Origin of the sequence: Halarcobacter bivalviorum (genome assembly GCF_003346815.1) — a bacterium.
Taxonomy (GTDB): domain Bacteria; phylum Campylobacterota; class Campylobacteria; order Campylobacterales; family Arcobacteraceae; genus Halarcobacter; species Halarcobacter bivalviorum.
Map to the genome: position 1 here is coordinate 2134855 of NZ_CP031217.1, position 17300 is coordinate 2152154.

At 27.3% G+C, this 17300-nt stretch carries 19 protein-coding genes; 11 read left to right on the plus strand and 8 right to left on the minus strand.

Going from position 1 to position 17300, the window contains the following annotated elements; genetic code table 11:
* The first annotated feature begins 56 nt into the window (after nucleotides 1–56).
* The gene (locus tag ABIV_RS10850) at nucleotides 57–920 is read left to right on the plus strand and encodes an AraC family transcriptional regulator (protein ID WP_114839895.1); all 864 of its coding nucleotides are present in this window, start codon (nucleotides 57–59) and stop codon (nucleotides 918–920) included.
* Here ABIV_RS10850 and ABIV_RS10855 read toward each other — a convergent pair.
* The 3 genes from ABIV_RS10855 to rpsO form a co-directional block, all read right to left on the minus strand.
* Nucleotides 917–1969: a DHH family phosphoesterase gene (locus tag ABIV_RS10855; protein WP_114839896.1), complete on the minus strand. Its 1053-nt coding sequence runs from the start codon at nucleotides 1967–1969 to the stop codon at nucleotides 917–919. The genes ABIV_RS10850 and ABIV_RS10855 overlap by 4 nt on opposite strands.
* Nucleotides 1966–2367: an RrF2 family transcriptional regulator gene (locus ABIV_RS10860; RefSeq protein WP_114839897.1), complete on the minus strand. Its 402-nt coding sequence runs from the start codon at nucleotides 2365–2367 to the stop codon at nucleotides 1966–1968. The genes ABIV_RS10855 and ABIV_RS10860 overlap by 4 nt, the downstream gene beginning before the upstream one ends.
* Nucleotides 2368–2516: 149 nt before the next feature.
* On the minus strand, nucleotides 2517–2789 hold the full coding sequence (gene rpsO / locus ABIV_RS10865) for a 30S ribosomal protein S15 (protein WP_114839898.1): 273 nt from the start codon (nucleotides 2787–2789) through the stop codon (nucleotides 2517–2519).
* A 169-nt stretch (nucleotides 2790–2958) separates the two neighbouring features.
* Here rpsO and ABIV_RS10870 point away from each other — a divergent pair, with 169 nt between their 5' ends.
* Nucleotides 2959–3783, plus strand: coding sequence for a hypothetical protein (locus ABIV_RS10870; protein ID WP_114839899.1), 825 nt, complete (start codon nucleotides 2959–2961; stop codon nucleotides 3781–3783).
* Nucleotides 3784–3787: 4 nt separating this feature from the next.
* Here ABIV_RS10870 and moaA read toward each other — a convergent pair whose 3' ends face one another.
* Nucleotides 3788–4756, minus strand: coding sequence for a GTP 3',8-cyclase MoaA (gene moaA / locus ABIV_RS10875; RefSeq protein ID WP_114839900.1), 969 nt, complete (start codon nucleotides 4754–4756; stop codon nucleotides 3788–3790).
* A gap of 244 nt (nucleotides 4757–5000) precedes the next feature.
* On the opposite strand from moaA, the gene ABIV_RS10880 reads away from it, so the two are divergent.
* The 4 genes from ABIV_RS10880 to ABIV_RS10895 all read left to right on the plus strand — a co-directional run bounded on the left by ABIV_RS10880 (nucleotide 5001) and on the right by ABIV_RS10895 (nucleotide 9111).
* A complete protein-coding gene (locus ABIV_RS10880) occupies nucleotides 5001–6017 on the plus strand; it encodes an amino acid ABC transporter substrate-binding protein (RefSeq protein WP_114839901.1) in 1017 nt (338 codons plus the stop codon).
* Nucleotides 6018–6091: 74 nt separating this feature from the next.
* On the plus strand, nucleotides 6092–7276 hold the full coding sequence (locus tag ABIV_RS10885; RefSeq protein ID WP_114839902.1) for an amino acid ABC transporter permease: 1185 nt from the start codon (nucleotides 6092–6094) through the stop codon (nucleotides 7274–7276).
* Nucleotides 7276–8355, plus strand: a complete 1080-nt coding sequence (locus ABIV_RS10890; protein WP_114839903.1) for an amino acid ABC transporter permease — start codon at nucleotides 7276–7278, stop codon at nucleotides 8353–8355. Before ABIV_RS10885 ends, ABIV_RS10890 begins: the two co-directional genes overlap by 1 nt.
* A gap of 9 nt (nucleotides 8356–8364) precedes the next feature.
* Nucleotides 8365–9111: an amino acid ABC transporter ATP-binding protein gene (locus tag ABIV_RS10895; RefSeq protein ID WP_114839904.1), complete on the plus strand. Its 747-nt coding sequence runs from the start codon at nucleotides 8365–8367 to the stop codon at nucleotides 9109–9111.
* 44 nt (nucleotides 9112–9155) lie between these two features.
* On the opposite strand, the gene ABIV_RS10900 is transcribed toward ABIV_RS10895, so the two are convergent.
* The 3 genes from ABIV_RS10900 to ABIV_RS10910 form a co-directional block, all read right to left on the minus strand.
* Nucleotides 9156–9815 carry a VTT domain-containing protein gene (locus tag ABIV_RS10900; protein ID WP_114839905.1) on the minus strand — a complete coding sequence of 220 codons (660 nt, stop codon included), beginning with the start codon at nucleotides 9813–9815 and terminating at the stop codon, nucleotides 9156–9158.
* A 13-nt stretch (nucleotides 9816–9828) separates the two neighbouring features.
* A complete protein-coding gene (locus tag ABIV_RS10905) occupies nucleotides 9829–10440 on the minus strand; it encodes a LysE family translocator (RefSeq protein WP_228254296.1) in 612 nt (203 codons plus the stop codon).
* Nucleotides 10441–10536: 96 nt separating this feature from the next.
* On the minus strand, nucleotides 10537–11499 hold the full coding sequence (locus tag ABIV_RS10910; RefSeq protein ID WP_114839907.1) for a glycosyl transferase: 963 nt from the start codon (nucleotides 11497–11499) through the stop codon (nucleotides 10537–10539).
* 87 nt (nucleotides 11500–11586) lie between these two features.
* Between ABIV_RS10910 and ABIV_RS10915 the strand changes: the two genes are divergently transcribed.
* The 3 genes from ABIV_RS10915 to ABIV_RS10925 all read left to right on the plus strand — a co-directional run bounded on the left by ABIV_RS10915 (nucleotide 11587) and on the right by ABIV_RS10925 (nucleotide 14401).
* Nucleotides 11587–11961, plus strand: a complete 375-nt coding sequence (locus ABIV_RS10915) for a hypothetical protein (protein WP_114839908.1) — start codon at nucleotides 11587–11589, stop codon at nucleotides 11959–11961.
* A gap of 95 nt (nucleotides 11962–12056) precedes the next feature.
* A complete protein-coding gene (locus ABIV_RS10920; RefSeq protein WP_114839909.1) occupies nucleotides 12057–14048 on the plus strand; it encodes an EAL domain-containing response regulator in 1992 nt (663 codons plus the stop codon).
* Between the two features lie 8 nt (nucleotides 14049–14056).
* On the plus strand, nucleotides 14057–14401 hold the full coding sequence (locus tag ABIV_RS10925; protein WP_205526928.1) for a c-type cytochrome: 345 nt from the start codon (nucleotides 14057–14059) through the stop codon (nucleotides 14399–14401).
* Nucleotides 14402–14407: 6 nt separating this feature from the next.
* On the opposite strand, the gene serS is transcribed toward ABIV_RS10925, so the two are convergent.
* Nucleotides 14408–15646, minus strand: a complete 1239-nt coding sequence (serS, locus tag ABIV_RS10930; protein ID WP_114839910.1) for a serine--tRNA ligase — start codon at nucleotides 15644–15646, stop codon at nucleotides 14408–14410.
* 155 nt (nucleotides 15647–15801) lie between these two features.
* Here serS and ABIV_RS10935 point away from each other — a divergent pair, with 155 nt between their 5' ends.
* Complete coding sequence (locus ABIV_RS10935) at nucleotides 15802–16269, plus strand: RNA polymerase sigma factor (protein WP_114839911.1); 468 nt, start codon at nucleotides 15802–15804, stop codon at nucleotides 16267–16269.
* A gap of 9 nt (nucleotides 16270–16278) precedes the next feature.
* A complete protein-coding gene (locus ABIV_RS10940) occupies nucleotides 16279–17244 on the plus strand; it encodes a FecR family protein (protein ID WP_114839912.1) in 966 nt (321 codons plus the stop codon).
* The last annotated feature ends 56 nt before the right edge of the window (nucleotides 17245–17300 follow it).

The following is a 17300-nucleotide window of genomic DNA, read 5'->3' on the forward strand; positions in this document are numbered from 1 at the left end:
CTAATTTTATTGTTCATTAGTGCTAATTTTTTAGTTTAATAGTGCTATAATTTTTTATGAAAAAAGATACTCTGGAAAAAAGAACAAGAATTGCAAATGATATTCTTTACTACATCTACACTCATATCGACACGCACATTGATATTGAAGAATTAAGTTATGACTTACATATTAGTAAATATCATATGCATCGTATTTTTAAAGAGGCTTTTGGAAAAAATATCTATGAGAGTATAAAATCTATTAGACTTCAAAAAGCTGCAAACCTACTTCTTACAAATAGATATTCAACAATTTCAGAAATTGCAAGCTCTTGTGGATATAGTTCTCAATCTTCTTTTATCAAAGCTTTTAAGAATAGATTTGATTTTTCACCAAAAGAGTGGAGAAATAATGGTTATAAAGAGTATTCAAATAAGATTTTAGAAGAATCAGAATTTGCTTTAAAATCAACCGCAAACTTTACAAATCTAGAACCAAAAATTGTGAAGATGCCTTATTTAGAGAGTTATTATATTAGAAACAAAGGTTATAATGTAAATATTAAACAGACTTGGCAAAAACTTCAAACTTGGATATTAAATTCTGATATTAAAAACTACAAGCAAATAGCTTTGTTACATGATAATCCTACAATTACCCACTTAAATGAGTGTCAATATATTGCTTGTATTATGACTGATGCAGATAATGATAAACTACCTAAATTTAAAATTGCAAATGGTGTTTATGCGAAATTTGATTTAGTTGGAAATCATGGAGATATGTTAAAGTTCATTCACTGGGTTTATCATGAATGGTTAATCAAAAGTGGATATGAAACAACAACAAAACCATCATACGCTGTTTATAAAAAGAATAACTTTCTAAGCGATGATGATAAGTTTGAATTGAGTTTTTATGTATCAGTAAAATTCTAGCTAGCTAAAGAATCTAGTTTAGCTTGAATATATTTTTTTACATCTTCGTAGTTAATAGTCTCTTTAAAATCATCAAATTTACAACCACTTGCATTAACATGACCACCGCCATTTGCAAGTTTTTGTGCCAACATAGATACATCAACTTTTCCATCAGCACGGAAAGAAGCATTACCTTTTTTACTAATATCAATAAAAAAATCATAGTCTTTATTAGCTCTTAAAAAAGCATTTGCTGGAATAGAGATAGAACCTAAAGTATAAGTTAAAAGCCCTTTATGTTCTTTATATGTAATTGTTAAATTCTCTTTTAAATCAGCTAAAGAACTAACTAAATATTTTGCCGCAAGATTATCTATAGTATCATCTTTTTCATCTAACTTTAAAAACTCTTTTTTTAAAGTATGAATACTATTATCTAAAAGAATATTTCCATCTTCTTTTTCTAAATATTTTGCAGACTCTTTTAATAAATAAAATCTCAAATCTCTGTTTAAATCAGCAAAAAGTACATTATTTATCTCTCTAACTCTACTTATCATAGAGAGTAAAACTTTTCCAAATTCAAAATTCTTTATTTCATTGTCAAGCCAAATATCAATTGCATTTACACTATTTATTAAAGGATTCAACCACTCTTTTGTCTTTTCATCAAAAGCATTGAATTCTTCAAGCATATAATCATAAGTTATTTTTGCTGCACATCTTTTTATATCAAGAAAATACCAGTCATATTTAGCTGCACTTTTTTCACCTGTTGCATGATGGTCTAATAATTGTAATTTAATCTTATAACCATTTGCTTTTAGTTCATCAATATTTTTATTTAAATCTTTTGCTTCTTGAATTGTTAAATTTAAGTCTGTAATTAAAAAAAGAATATCTTCATCTTTAAAAGGTTCAATATCTTCTAAAATCTTTTTAAGTGAAAGTTTTACTTCTACTCCGTAATTTGCGTTATAAAAGAAAGCCTCTTTAAAATACTCTTTTGTGATTAATTGACAACTAAATCCATCTAAATCTGTATGAGATAAATGAAAAAGCTTCATGTAGCAATATCCTTTAATGTAAGACTTCCTAAAAAGTCATTGATTTTGCCTTGTAGATTATTTAGTAGTGGCCAAACGCTACATGCATTTGCTATATCTTGAGGACATGATGTTACAGAAGGAGAACACTCAAATACTGAAGGTATTTTTTCTTCTGCTACTGTTGTAATCTCTAAGATAGTAATTTCATCATAAGGTTTTTTAAGAACAAAACCTCCATTTACTCCTCTTTGAGAAAGCACAATATCATTTTTTGCAAGATTTTGCATTATTTTTGCTAAAAAAGATTTTGGAATATTTAACTCTTTTGATAATACATCAACATTCTTAGGACTATCACTTTTCGCAATAGAAATTAAAGAAAGTAAGGCATATTCACTCTTTTTTGTAAGTAACATTTTTTCCCTAAAATTATTTTTTAAATATTCTACAAGAAGATTTATTAATATTTATTATTATTAGAAATTAATTTTTATCTTTATGTTTAATTCAAAAAAAAAGGTTGCAAGAAAACCTTGCAACCTTTTTTATTTATAAAAGCTAGTAATTACTTAGCTCTAATTCCTAAGTCTGCAACTAATGAAGTGAATTTAGTATAATCAGTTTTTCTTAAATATGCTAAAAGTCTTTTTCTTTTACCAACCATTTTTAAAAGACCTAATCTTGATGAGTGATCTTTTTTGTTAATTTTTAAGTGCTCAGTTAATACTTTAATTTGCTCTGATAAAAGTGCAATTTGTACTTCTGCTGAACCTGTATCTTTATCTTCTCTTCTGTATTTTGCAATAATTTCTGCTTTTACGTCCTGATCTAAAGCCATAATGACCTCCTAATAGGTATATATTCTCACTTATATTAAAAGTGGAACCGCATTTTATCTTAATGATTATTAATCTTTCTTTAAGGAAAATATTTATTTTAGAGTTAACTCTTAGTAAAATTTAATCAAAGTAAACTATAATACGCCAATTTAAATATAAAGGTAAATAATGCAAAAGCTTAATCTTACACTTGATAAAGCCTATTCATACAAAATATTTATGCTAGTTGCATTTTCTCTTTTTGCATCAGTAATGTATCAAGGACATATCCAACAAGGTGGAATTTATTCTGTTTTATTTTTTATAGCTCTTGGTCTTTGTGCTTTTCAAATTGCTGCAACAATTTATGTAACATTTGTAAAAAGAGTTATTGATATTGAAATTAGTGATAATACTATTTTTTGGAATTTTTCAGACAATAATAAAAAAAATAAAAAACATTCTATAGAGTTAGAAAATATAAAAGATATTAAAACAGAGATAAACTATTTACTTGGAAATTTCTATTCTTCTTTTCAAGTAACTTTTTTATTAAAAGATGATTCTGAAATTATTTTAACTGATGGATTAATATATGACTTTGGATTAAAAAAAGCAGAAGAGGTATGTAGATTTCTTTTAGATAATAACTTAGGAGAAGAACAAGATATTAAATTTGCTAAACTTATTAAAGAGTTAAATATTGATATAAGCAAAATAAATCAAAAATTTACTAAAAAAGCTGGAAATTCATATTATGTAGGAATCATTTCAGATAACAAAAAAGAGTTTTTATCTCTTAGAATACAAATTGAAACTCTTTATGATGATTATAAAAAAGTAGAAAAAAATGTAAATAATGAATATTTAGTTGCAAGTGATACAATTAAAGATTCACATATTCATTTAAAATCAAATGCTATTGGATTATTTGTAGAATTTTATAATGTAAGTAGAAAACAAGAACTTAAAACATTAAAAGAGCTAGGGAAGAGAAAAAAAATAGGTTTCTAACCTATCAGCCTCCCGTCTCATAAAATGCTCTTGTTGAAGTCTCACTATTATCCTCTGTAGACCACTTATTCTTTTCAGGTTTATTTGCTAAAACATCTTTTAATATTGCTGCTGCTTTTTTAATATCTTTTGCTTGAATTGCTTCTTTAATACTTTGTGCATCTTCAAAATATAAACATGGAATTAATACTCCACTTGCAGTTAATCTTATTCTATTACATGTAGCACAGAAATCATCTTTATGAGGTTCAATTATTCCAAAAACATAACCATCATCTAATTTATAATCTTGAGAAGGAGAAGGTCCTGTTCTTTCTTGTTTTTTAAAGTTATATGATTTTTTTATTATCTCTTGAATCTCTTCACTTGTAAGACCTTTTGCTGTATCTTTTGCATGAGAGTTCTCCATATATTCAATATATCTTACAGGATAACCCTTCTCTTTACAAAAATTTAAAATATCTACAAGCTCATCATCATTGATACCTTTCATAGGTACACAATTAATTTTAATTTTTAATCCTACTTTATCAGCAGCTTCAATACCTTTTAATACTTTCTTTAAAACATTTTTTTGTGCAATTTTAGCTGCAACTTCATCTTTTAAAGAGTCTAAAGAGACATTTATTCTTTTAAGTCCTGCATCTTTTAATTTTTGTGCAGCTTGGTCTAATAAAAACCCATTTGTTGTTAATGCTAAGTCTATATCTTCTTTATATGATGCTATCATTTGGATAAAGTTTTCTAATCCTTCTCTTAATAAAGGTTCTCCACCAGTAATTCTTACTTTTTTAATACCTTCATCTATTCCAACTTTTATAAATTCAAAAAGATCTTCATAACTTAATAATTCCTCTTTTGGAACCCAAGAAAATGGTTTTTCAGGCATACAATATTGACACCTAAAATTACATCTTTCCGTTACAGAAACCCTTAAATAGTCTACTTTTCTACCAAATCCATCTACTAGCATTAACTCTCCAAAATGAAAAATTTCATAAGCTTATTATAAAACTGCTTAAATTTGACAAACATAGTTTTAGTAATTTACATATTAATAATGTATTAAATGTAATTTATAAATAGTGTCAAAATTGCTCATTAATTATACAAAAATTTTTTAAAGTTGGTAATTTTATACAATATAATTGTCATTGCTACACAATTGCTATATTTAGTTTATATAATTATTGTGAAACTAAAAAAAGGATAGAAAGATGAAATTATTTAAAACTGCTACATTAAGTCTTGCTGCTTTAGCAATGACTGCAACGGTATCTATGGCAGATACATTAGATGATACAAAGAAAAAGGGTTATTTAAGTTGTGGACTAAATACTGGTCTTGCTGGTTTTGCTGCTCCTGATACAGATGGTGTTTGGAAAGGTATTGATGTAGATTTTTGTAAGGCTGTTTCAGCAGCAGTTTTAGGTGATGCATCTAAAGTTAAATATGCTCATTTAAATGCAAAAGAGAGATTTACTGCTTTACAAAGTGGTGAAATTGATGTTTTAGCAAGAAATACAACATGGACAGCAACAAGAGATACTTCTTTAGGATTAAACTTTATTGGTGCTAACTATTATGATGGGCAAGGATTCCTTGTTTCTAAAAAGCTAGGTGTAAAATCAGCAAAAGAGTTAGATGGAGCTGCATTTTGTATTCAAGCGGGAACTACAACAGAACTTAACTTAACAGACTATTTTAAAGCAAATAAGATGGAATATACTCCTGTAACATATGATACAGCAGCACAAGTTATTGAAGGGTTTAAAGCTGGTAGATGTGATGTTGTAACATCAGATGCTTCTCAATTATATGCATTAAGAACTCAATTAAAAGATCCAAGTTCAGCATTTGTTTTACCTGAAATTATTTCAAAAGAGCCTTTAGGGCCTGTTGTTAGACAAGGTGATGATAAATGGTTTAATATTGTAAGATGGACACATATTGCAATGTTAAATGCAGAAGAACTAGGAGTAAACTCTCAAAATGTTGACCAAATGTTAAATTCAAGCAATCCAAGTATTCAAAGACTTCTTGGAGTATCAGGAAAAATTGGTGAGCAAATGGGATTAGATGCGAAATGGGCATACAATATCATTAAACAAGTTGGTAATTATGGAGAAGTTTTTGAAAGAAATGTAGGGAAAGGTTCTCCTTTACAAATTGATAGAGGTTTAAATAAACTTTGGAAAGATGGTGGTCTTCAATATGGAGCACCAATTAGATAATAAAAGTAGAAATACTTAATTATTTAATAAAAGAGAAAGGATTTTCCTTTTTCTTTAAATATCAAGGTAATAAAATGAAAAAATATAGAAAAGAGCCTCAAGAAAATGTAGCCTTTTATAATAATCCTGAAAAAAGAGCTATCATTTATCAAATACTTGCACTTGCAGCAATATTTATCTTTACATATTTTATTTTAAATAATATGTTTACAAATATTGAAAAACGTGGAATTAATACAGGATTTGACTTCTTAAGTAGTGAAGCAGGATTCGGTATCTTACAATCTTTGATTGAATATGATGAATCTAATAGTCATGGAAAAGTCTTTATAGTTGGACTTTTAAATACTCTTTTAGTTTCAGCAATTGGTATATTTTTTGCTTCAATAATTGGTTTACTAATTGGAATTGGAAGACTTTCAAAAAACTTTATGGTTTCAAAACTTTGTATGATTTATGTTGAAACATTCAGAAATATTCCTATTCTTTTACAAATACTGTTTTGGTATAATGTTGTATTAGCTTCACTCCCAAATCCACGACAATCATTCTCTTATTTTGATTCAATTTTCTTAAATAATAGAGGACTTTATATTCCTAAACCTATTTTAGAAAGTGGATTTATTGCAGTTATAATTGCATTTATTTTAGGACTAATTGCTTGTGCTTATTTAGTAAAATGGGCTAAAACTAAGCATGATGAAACAGGAGAAGAATTTCCTGTAGTTTGGACTTCATTAGCAATTTTAATTGTAGCTCCAACTTTAGTATTTTTTGTAAGTGGAACTCCTGCAACTTTAGAGTATGCCGAACTTAAAGGCTTCAACTTTAAAGGTGGTTGGACTCTAATTCCTGAGTTACTAGCCCTAGCCTTTGCTCTTAGTATTTATACAGCTACTTATATAGCTGAAGCAGTAAGAGCAGGAATTGAAGCAGTTCCAAAAGGACAAAAAGAGGCAGCTCATGCTTTAGGTTTAAAAGATCATATTATCTTAAAAAAAGTAGTTTTACCTCAAGCACTTAGAGTTATTATTCCTCCTGTAATTAATCAATATCTAAATCTAACAAAGAACTCATCACTTGCAACTGCAATTGGATATCCTGAGTTAGTAACGATATTTGCAGGAACTTCTTTAAATCAAGTTGGACAAGCAATTGAAATTATCTTAATGACAATGGCTGTTTATTTAACTATTAGTATTGTTATCTCACTTATTATGAACTATGCTAATGAAAAAATGAAGATAAAGGAGAGATAATGGCTACTTTTGAATCAAAACAAGCTAGACCAGCTCCTAGAAATACAAAAGGGATCACGCACTGGTTAAGAGAAAATCTATTTTCAGATATAACTAGTTCAATTTTAACAATACTATCTTTTGTTCTTTTATATCTTACAATTCCACCACTATTAGATTGGATGATTTTTGATGCAACATGGACAGGAACAAAAGAAGAGATTACTAAAGATGGTGCAAGATGGATTTTTATATTTGAAAAATTCAATCAATTTATTTATGGTTTTTATCCAGAAGACCAATATTATAGACCAAATTTAGTTCTATTTATTTTCCTTTTATATATTTATGGATTTAAGAAAATAAATAATACTTTAGTTCGGGCTTTTATTGTTTTATCATTTCCTGTAATCTCTGTAGTTTTATTATACGGTGGTTTTGGATTAGAGATTATTCCTACAACTAAATGGGGTGGTTTATTACTTACTATTGTTGTTGCAGCTGTTGGTATTATTGTATCTTTTCCTATTGGTATTTTATTTGCTTTAGGAAGACAATCAAAAATGCCAATTATAAAGACAATCAGTATTATGTATATTGAGTTTATTAGAGGTGTTCCTTTAATTACCCTTCTATTCATGTCTTCTGTAATTTTACCTCTATTTTTTCCAGAAAATATGGATTTTGATAAACTTCTTAGAGCCTTAATTGGTATTACTCTTTTCCAAGCTGCTTATATTGCAGAAGTTATAAGAGGAGGTTTACAAGCAATTCCAAAAGGTCAATATGAAGCTGCTGATTCAATTGGTTTAACATATTGGCAAACAATGGGATTAATTATCTTACCTCAAGCACTTAAGATATCAATTCCAAATATTGTTGGGTCTTTTATTTCATTATTTAAAGATACAACCTTAGTACTAATTATTGGTTTATTTGATGTCTTAGCGATGGTTACATTAACATCAACTGATCCAAAATGGTTAGGTTTTGAGACAGAGGGTTACGTATTTGTAACACTAATTTATTGGGTAATTTGTTTTAGTATGTCTAAATATGCTAAATCATTAGAAGAAAAATTTAATACAGATCATAGATAGGAAAAGATAATGAGTGAATTAGAATATATGATAGAAATGAACAATGTAAATAAGTGGTATGGTGATTTTCATGTTCTTAAAGATGTTAACTTAAAAGTAAAAAAAGGTGAGAGAATCGTAATTTGTGGACCTTCTGGTTCAGGTAAATCTACAACTATTAGATGTATGAATAGACTTGAACAATTCCAAGAGGGACAAATTATAATTAATGGTTTAGAGTTAACAGAAGATGTAAAAAGAATTAGAGAGATTAGAACACATGTGGGAATGGTATTTCAACACTTTAATCTTTTCCCACATTTATCAATCTTAGAAAATCTAATCCTTGCTCCAACTTGGGTTTCAAATAGACCCAAAAAAGAGGCAATTGAGACTGCAATGCACTATTTAGAAAGAGTAAAAATTGCAGAACAAGCTCATAAATATCCAAATCAATTATCTGGTGGTCAACAACAAAGAGTTGCTATTGCTAGATGCCTTTGTAATAATCCAGAAATCATGCTTTTTGATGAACCAACATCAGCATTAGACCCAGAGATGATTGGAGAAGTTCTTGATGTAATGGTTGAACTTGCTGAAGAAGGTATTACTATGGTTTGTGTTACGCATGAGATGGGCTTTGCTAAAAAAGTAGCAGATAGAGTTATCTTTATGGATGCTGGACAAATTGTAGAAGAGAATACTCCAACAGAGTTCTTTGAAAACCCACAATCTGATAGATTAAAACTCTTCCTAGAGCAAATTTTAGACCACTAAAAAACTTAATTCACAAAGAACTCTTATCTTTGTGAATTAAAATATTAAGCTCTTAATTTAATTTTGTTTCTCTTCATAAAAATTAACCATAACAACCAAAAAACAAAAGTTACACCTAAAGCTGCATAAATTGCTGGCATTGGATTATCTAAATTTGAAATAGAACCGGCATAGGCAATAACACATAAATAAGGGATTGTCCCTAAAGACCAAGCAAAAAAGAATCTTTTAAAAGACATTTTACAAGTTCCTGCTAAACATGACGAGATTTCAGGAAGCATAGGAACAGCTCTTGAAAGAATTAAAACTAAAACACCATATTTATTAAATAGCTCTGTCATCTCCATCTTTTGTTGCTCATCACTTGAAAGTTTATCAAGAATCTTTTTACCATGTTTTCTTGATAATAAATATCCTGTAATTGAAGCAGAAAAAAGACCTATAAAAGTATAAAGTACAGCTAACTCAAAACCAATAAAATATCCTGCTAAAATAATTATTGTCATAGTTGGAACAGCAATAAATAAATCTACAAAAAGAAGTAATACTATTAATCCACCTAAAATATATGAAGGCTGAGATTTTAAAGTTGCAAATATCTCTTTTATATCTTGAACTGTCAATACTCCACTAAATTTTATTATCAGAAGTGTAGCTGTAAAAATAGTAGCTAAAATTAAAATAGATTTTATTAATAGTTTCATTATAACTTTTTACTTAGCTTGAAGCTAACCAAATTCCTATTCCTATCATCATAATTCCAGCAATTTTATTAATCAATCTTACATTATTACTATTTTGTAAAAGTCTTCTTAGAGTATTTCCACCTGTTGCATATATAATTAAACACATAAACTCTAATAATAAAATAATTGCAAGTAATACAGAAAGTTGTGGTGCTAATTCTAAATTTTTATCAATAAAAGGAGGTAATAAAGCGATAAAAAAAGCCCACCCTTTTGGATTTGCTATTGCAGTTAAAAAACCTTGTAATGCTAAACTTTTTTTAGAAACATTAAAACTACACTCATCAAGGTTTATGGCCATTTTCCCTTTTGACATCCACATTTGAATACCTAAATAGATTAAATAAGCTCCACCACCATACTTTAGAACTAAAAATATTGTTGGATATTTTAACATTATTGTAGCTACTCCAATTACCGAAGCACTTGCTACAAGACCAACACCAATTAATTCACCATACATCATAAAAAATGTTCTTTTAAGTCCAATACTCATTCCCATACTAAGAGCAAGAGTCATACACATTCCTGGTGTAATTGAAACAATAAAAAAAGTTGGAATAAATACAGCAAGAAGTGTCAAATTTAGCAGATCAAACAGGGGTTCTCCTTTTAAATAAATGAATTATATAAAAAAGGAGTATTTTTTTTGTTTAAGACTTGATATTAAGTCTATTTTTTATGAAAATAGGTTTTTAAAGAAACTTAAAAATCCTTTCTTCTCTTCAACTAACATATTATATGCTTCATTTATTGAACCTACTCTCTTTGCAGCAAAAAGTAAAATTGCAACATTTAGCTTAGCTAATTTCATAGTCTCTTTATCTGGATTTTGAATAAAAGCAATAGCTTGTTCTAGTGTGATATTTTCAAATTTTCTAGTATAGTTTATATTTAACTGTTTTAAATCAACACTTTTCTCTTCAATTTTCCCATTTTCTTTAACCCAATATTTAAAGTTAGAGAAAACTTCAGGTGTACCTTCATTTCCTTTTAATACTAAAAAGTTTTTATAATTACTTGCAAATAAAGTTGTATATTTCTCTACATAAGGTTTATGAAAAGCTGAAGTAATCGCGTATTTTGAATTTGCAGGATTTAATAGTTTTTCTGTTGTATTAAAAACTGTTCTCATATATAGTTTTTTTCTAAGTTCAGTTAAATCAGATAACTCTTTAAAGTAATCTTTTCTATCAAAAAAATGTATATTATCTTCTAATTCTATATTTGTAGCAATATCTTTTACTGTAAGCCCCTCTTTTGCAGGTTGACAATAATCACCACTAATTACAATATCTAAAGGCTTGATTTGGTTGTTTTTCTCAAAAAACTCTTTTAATATCTTTCCATATAAAGGGAAAAGATATGGCTGATTTGTTTTACCATCATATGAAAATCCTAACTCAATTGATTCAGGAATATTATCTCTTTTTATATATTTCTCAAAAGCTTGTAAACAACCTGCTAACTCATCTTCACTCTCTAGCTTTACTCTTAAAAGCATTAAAAAAGCTGCAGCTTGTTCATTTTCACACTTTTGTTCTAAAATCCCTTGAATTGCCTCTATTATCTCTTCTTTTGTTAAATCTCTATTTGATTTTGGTCCCGTTCCTACTGCTTTAATATATTTAAAAAAATTCATAATTATCCTAAAAAAATATTTTTTGTATTCTAACACACAATAGTAACTAAAATACAAAAAATATACAATTATATTGTAGAATACAACATGATAAAAGTTTTACTAATAAATTTACTACTTATTAATTTTCTTTTTGCTTCACCCAAAATATATAATGCTTACGCATTAACTATTTCAGATGAAAATGGGAAAAAAGAGCATATCCAAAACAAAAGAGAAACTGATTCTGATTTTAATGGTACTTGTTTTGTAGAAATCTTTGTAAATACAAAATATAAAGTAGAAATGCCAAAAGTTACAATTGGTACAGCAATAGGACATTTTAAATCTTCAAAGTCTGTTTATAAAAATAAAATTAAAGTTGGAGAGATAATGGTATTTAAACTTTATAATATAAGAAAAGGTTATTTAAAAATAACAATTTATGACAAACTTTATGATATGAAAACATTTATCAAATGATTATTTATAAAATATAACTAAAATATAACGATTAATTTTGATTTTTCTGCTATTTTTTTGTAAAATAATTTAATTTTATAAAAGAAGAGTTACTTATGATTGATAAAGTACAATTAAATGAATTAATAAATAAAGCAGAAGATATAAAAGTTTTATATGTCGAAGATGACGAAGAAGTTAGATTAAATATACTGAAACTTCTTTCTTCAATTTTTACTGATATAACTTTAGCCCAAAATGGTCATGAAGCTTTAGAAATATTTAAAAATAATAAAAACTTTGATTTAATCATAACTGATATAAATATGCCAATTATGAATGGTATTAAACTCATTTTAGAAGCAAGAAAAATCAATTATAATATACCTTCAATAATAATTACAGCTCATAATGAAAGAGAATTAATTGATGAAGCAATTATGGCTGGAATTGATGGTTTTATATTAAAACCAATTAAATTAGAGCAACTTTACAATACCCTATTAAAAGTAACAGAGAAATGTAAACTTATAAAAGAACATGAAAAAAATCTTGCTATTTTAAATCAATATAAAGATATTACAAACAAGAGTTCTATTATCTCAAAAACTGATCCAAATGGAATGATTACTTTTGTTAATGACAATTTTTGCAAAATCTCAGGATATAGTGAAATAGAATTAATAGGAAGACCTCATAATATAGTAAGGCATCCAGATAATCCAAAAGAGCTATTTGCAAATCTATGGAAAACAATTAAAGTTGATAAAAAGCCTTGGGCAGGAATTATCAAAAACCTCACAAAAGATGGAAAAAGCTATTTTGTTAAATCTACAATAAAACCTATTTTAGATAATCGAGGCGAGATAATAGAGTATATGGCATTAAGAGATGATATAACTGAAATTATGAGTGAAAAGAAACAACTTATTGCTAGTTTAGAGTCTTGTAGTAAATCTTTCTTAGCTTTAATACAAATTGAAAACTTTGATATTTTAGATAAATTTTATGATACAAGAAGTGTTGAAAAAATAGAAGTTATCTTAGGTAATGCTATTTTAGCTTTATTACCTAAAGAGGGTCAGATTTTTGAGAAAATATATAAACTTGGAGATGGTTTATTTGCTTTAAGTTGTGACTATTCAAGGCTTGAAAAAGCAGATAAAAAAGTAGAAAATACTCTTAGTGAACTTATTATAAATACAAAACAAGAGACAATAAAACTTGATAATATCGAGTATGATATCTCTATTGTAGTAAGTTATTGTATTGGAGAAAAAAATCTTTTTGAAAATGCAAAATATGGAATTGAAAGAGCTATTGATACAAATATGAATCTAATCTTTGCAAATAATCTTGTAGAAGAGGCTCAAAAAACTGCACAAAAAAATATTGAAACAATTCATATGGTAAAAAAAGCCTTAGATAATTTTAAAATCATCTCTTATTTTCAACCTATTATTGATAATAAAACAAAGAATATAATCAAATATGAGTCTTTAGTAAGACTTATAAATGAAGAAGGAGAAACAGTCTCTCCCTTTTATTTTTTAGATGTTTCAAAAAAAGGTGCCTATTATACAAAAATCACAAATAGAGTAATAGAAAGCTCCTTTAATATTTTAGACCATATTGAACATAATGTTAGTATTAACCTTTCCGTACTGGATATAGAGAACAATGCAATTAGAAATAAACTTATTAATTTAGTCTCAAAAGATAAATATAAAGGTCGAGTTACCTTTGAACTTTTAGAAGATGAAAATATAAAAAATTTTCAAAATGTTAAAAACTTTATTTCCCATGTAAAAAAAGTGGGGAATGTCAAAATTGCAATTGATGATTTTGGAAGTGGTTATTCTAATTTTGAAAGACTATTAGAGTACACACCTGATATTTTAAAAATAGATGGAAGTTTAATAAAAAATATTGAAACAGATGAATTTAGTAGAAGTCTTGTAGAAACTATTGTAACTTTTGCAAAAAAACAAAATATTGAAACAATTGCAGAATTTGTAGAAAATGAAAATATATATAATATTTTAAATGAAATTGGTGTTGATTATTCACAAGGTTACTTTTTTGGTAAACCTGAAAAACTGATATAATAAATATTATGAAATACATTTTTTTAACTTTTCTTATTTCTTTATCTTTAGAAGCTAACTCCTATGGGAATTTACTCTTAGAAGGAAATTGTACAACTTGTCATCATAAAACAAAAAATATATCAGCCCCTTCATTAAAAGTGATAGTTACAAGATATAAAGAAGCCTTTGCAAAAAAAGAAGATTTTGTTTCTTATATGAGTACTTGGGTTGTAAAACCTAAAGAAGAGACATCTATTATGTTAGATATGATTAGTAAATATGAACTTATGCCTGAATTAGGCTATGATAAAGATACACTTGAAATAATTTCAAGTTATCTTTATGATATGAATTTTGATGAAGAAAAGTAAGATTTCTTAGAAATATCTTTTAAGCACTTCTGGAATACTTACTGTTCCATCTTCATTTTGATAGTTTTCCATAATAGCTAGTAATGTTCTTCCAACTGCTAATGATGAACCATTTAAAGTATGAGCAAGAAGATTTTTCTTATCCTCTTTATATCTAATTTTTGCTCGTCTAGCTTGGAAATCTCTTGTATTTGAGATAGAAGAGATTTCTCTATATTTATTTTGTCCAGGAAGCCAAACTTCAAGGTCAATAGTTTTTGCTGCTGAGAATCCTAAATCTCCTGTACAAAGCATAACTTTTTGATGAGCAAGACCTAAAGATGATAATAAATCACTTGCACAATTTACCATCTTTTCAAATATTTCATCTGACTCTTCTTGTTTTGTAATAGCAACCATTTCCACTTTATCAAATTGATGTTGTCTAATTAATCCTCTTGTATCTCTACCAGCACTCCCAGCTTCTTTTCTAAAACAAGGAGTATATGAAGTTAAAAGAAGAGGTAACTCTTCAGCGGGAAGAATCTCATCATTATAAAGGTTCGTTAATGAAACTTCTGCTGTAGGAATAAGATATAAATCTTCTCCTTCAATCTTAAATAAATCATCTTCAAACTTAGGTAACTGTCCTGTCCCTTGAAGAGTATTTGAATTAGCCATAAAAGGAACATACCACTCTTCAAAACCTCTTGCTCTGTTAAAATCAAGCATATAGTTGATTAAAGCTCTTTCTAATCTTGCACCCTCTCCTTTTATTGCAGAGAATCTAGATTTTGCCAGTTTTACACCTCTTTCAAAATCTAACCAACCACAAGATAAGTCCCAGTGTTCTTTTGGCTCAAATGAGAATTGAGGCTTTTCTCCAATTACTTCTAAAACAATATTTTCAGTTTCATCTATACCATCAGGTACATTTTCATCAGGAAGATTTGGAACACCAAGTGCTATAGAAGTTAAATTCTCTTCTAAAACTCTTACTTCCTCTTCTAACTCTTGTTTTTTAGATTTTAATTCATTAATATTTGCTTGTAAAGGTGCAATATCAAGCCCCTCTTTTTTATATCTTCCAAACTCTTTTGAAAGTTTATTTTGCTCTGCTGTTACATCTTCCATCTCTTTTCTTTTAGCCTTAGCCTCTTCAGAGATAGTTTTTAAATTATCTAATACTTCTTGCTCAACACCTTTTCTAGTAAGTGAATTTGCAACTGTTTCAAAATCTTTTTGTAATAGTCTTACGTCAATCATATCAATCTTTCAGTTTTAATTTTCGTGATTATATCTAATTTTTTCTATGTGATTGCTTTGCAAGTTTCTATTCAAATAATTTCTTTTGAATTCTAACTTTTTTTAAATTTTAATTATGATAATATTTCTCAAAATCAAAAAGGATTCTATTAAAAGTGGTTCAATATTATCAAGAGTTAATATATTATGTTCAAAGAATGATAGGTGATAAAGAGAAAGCTAAAGATGTTATTCAAGAAGCATATAGCAGATTATTATATGTAAATAAAAACTCAAATATTGATAATGAAAGAGCCTATTTATACAAAACCTCAAGAAATATTGTAATAGACCAATCAAGAAAAGAGAAAAATTCATCTGTAACTTTATATGAAGAAGAGGAACATACTATTCCCCAAGAAGAACAACCCCAAGAACAAGTTGTACAATCAAACCAATATGAACAAATAATGAAAATAGTTCAAGGTCTTCCACCAAAATGTCAACAAGCCTTTATTTTACACGTAATTGAAGGATACTCTAGAAAAGAAATATCTTCAAAAATGGGTATAAGCATTGCTGCTGTTGAGAAAAATATTCTAAGAGCCAGTGAAAAAATCAAAAACAAATTGAACAATTATTAGGAGCCAAATATGAAAAATATCGAACAAATAGCTATATCTTGGCTTACAAGAGAAGAAGAAGGTTTAAATAAAAAAGAAAAAAGTGAATTAAACTTTTGGTTAAATTCAAATGAAATACACAAAAAGATATATGAAGAAAATAAATCTATTAGAAGGGTATTTAAATCTCTTCCTTCTCAATTAAAAGATGAATTAGCCTGTAAAGCGAAAAAAGGAGCAAAAAAAACAAAGATAATTGAAAAAATAAAACCATTAGCAGCAGCGGCAATATTTATTTTAGCCCTTGGTTTTGGAAGTTTCAAATACAATGAGTTTGTTTCTCCTACTTACTCAAATCATCTAGTTTCACAAAATAGTATTAATAAGAATATTCTTTTACCTGATAATACAAAAATAGTTTTAGATAAAAACTCTGATATAGAAATTAACTATTTTAAAAATAAAAGAGAAATAAAGTTTAATGAAGGTCGAGCAATGTTTTATGTTGCAAAAGATAAAACAAAAGTTTTTACAATAGATATAAAAAATACTGAGATAAAAGTTTTAGGTACTGCTTTTGAAGTTGATAAGTTTGATAAAAAGATTTCTATAAAAGTAAAAGAAGGTCTTGTAAAAATATCAAAGGAAAACAACAATAATAAATATGAAACAATCGCTTTATTGAAAAAGGAGGATTCTCTTTTATTAGATGAAAACTCAAATATATTATCTTTAAATAAAATTCAAATAAATAAAATAGCAAATTGGGAAGAAGGATATATTTTATTTAATGACACTCCTTTACAAGAGGCTATTAAACAATTTTCAAGATACAATGAAATTGAAGCTAGCTTTGAAAATTATGATATTTCTCAAACTGCTATAACAGGTAAATTCCAACTAAATGAATTTGATTCTTTTATTAAAGCTTTACCAAAAATTTATGCACTTAAAATAGAAAAGAAAAACAAAAAAATAAAATTTTTTAAAAATTGATGTCTGATTTTTTTTATTCATCCGTCTTATTATCGAAAAGAATAATTTTAATAATC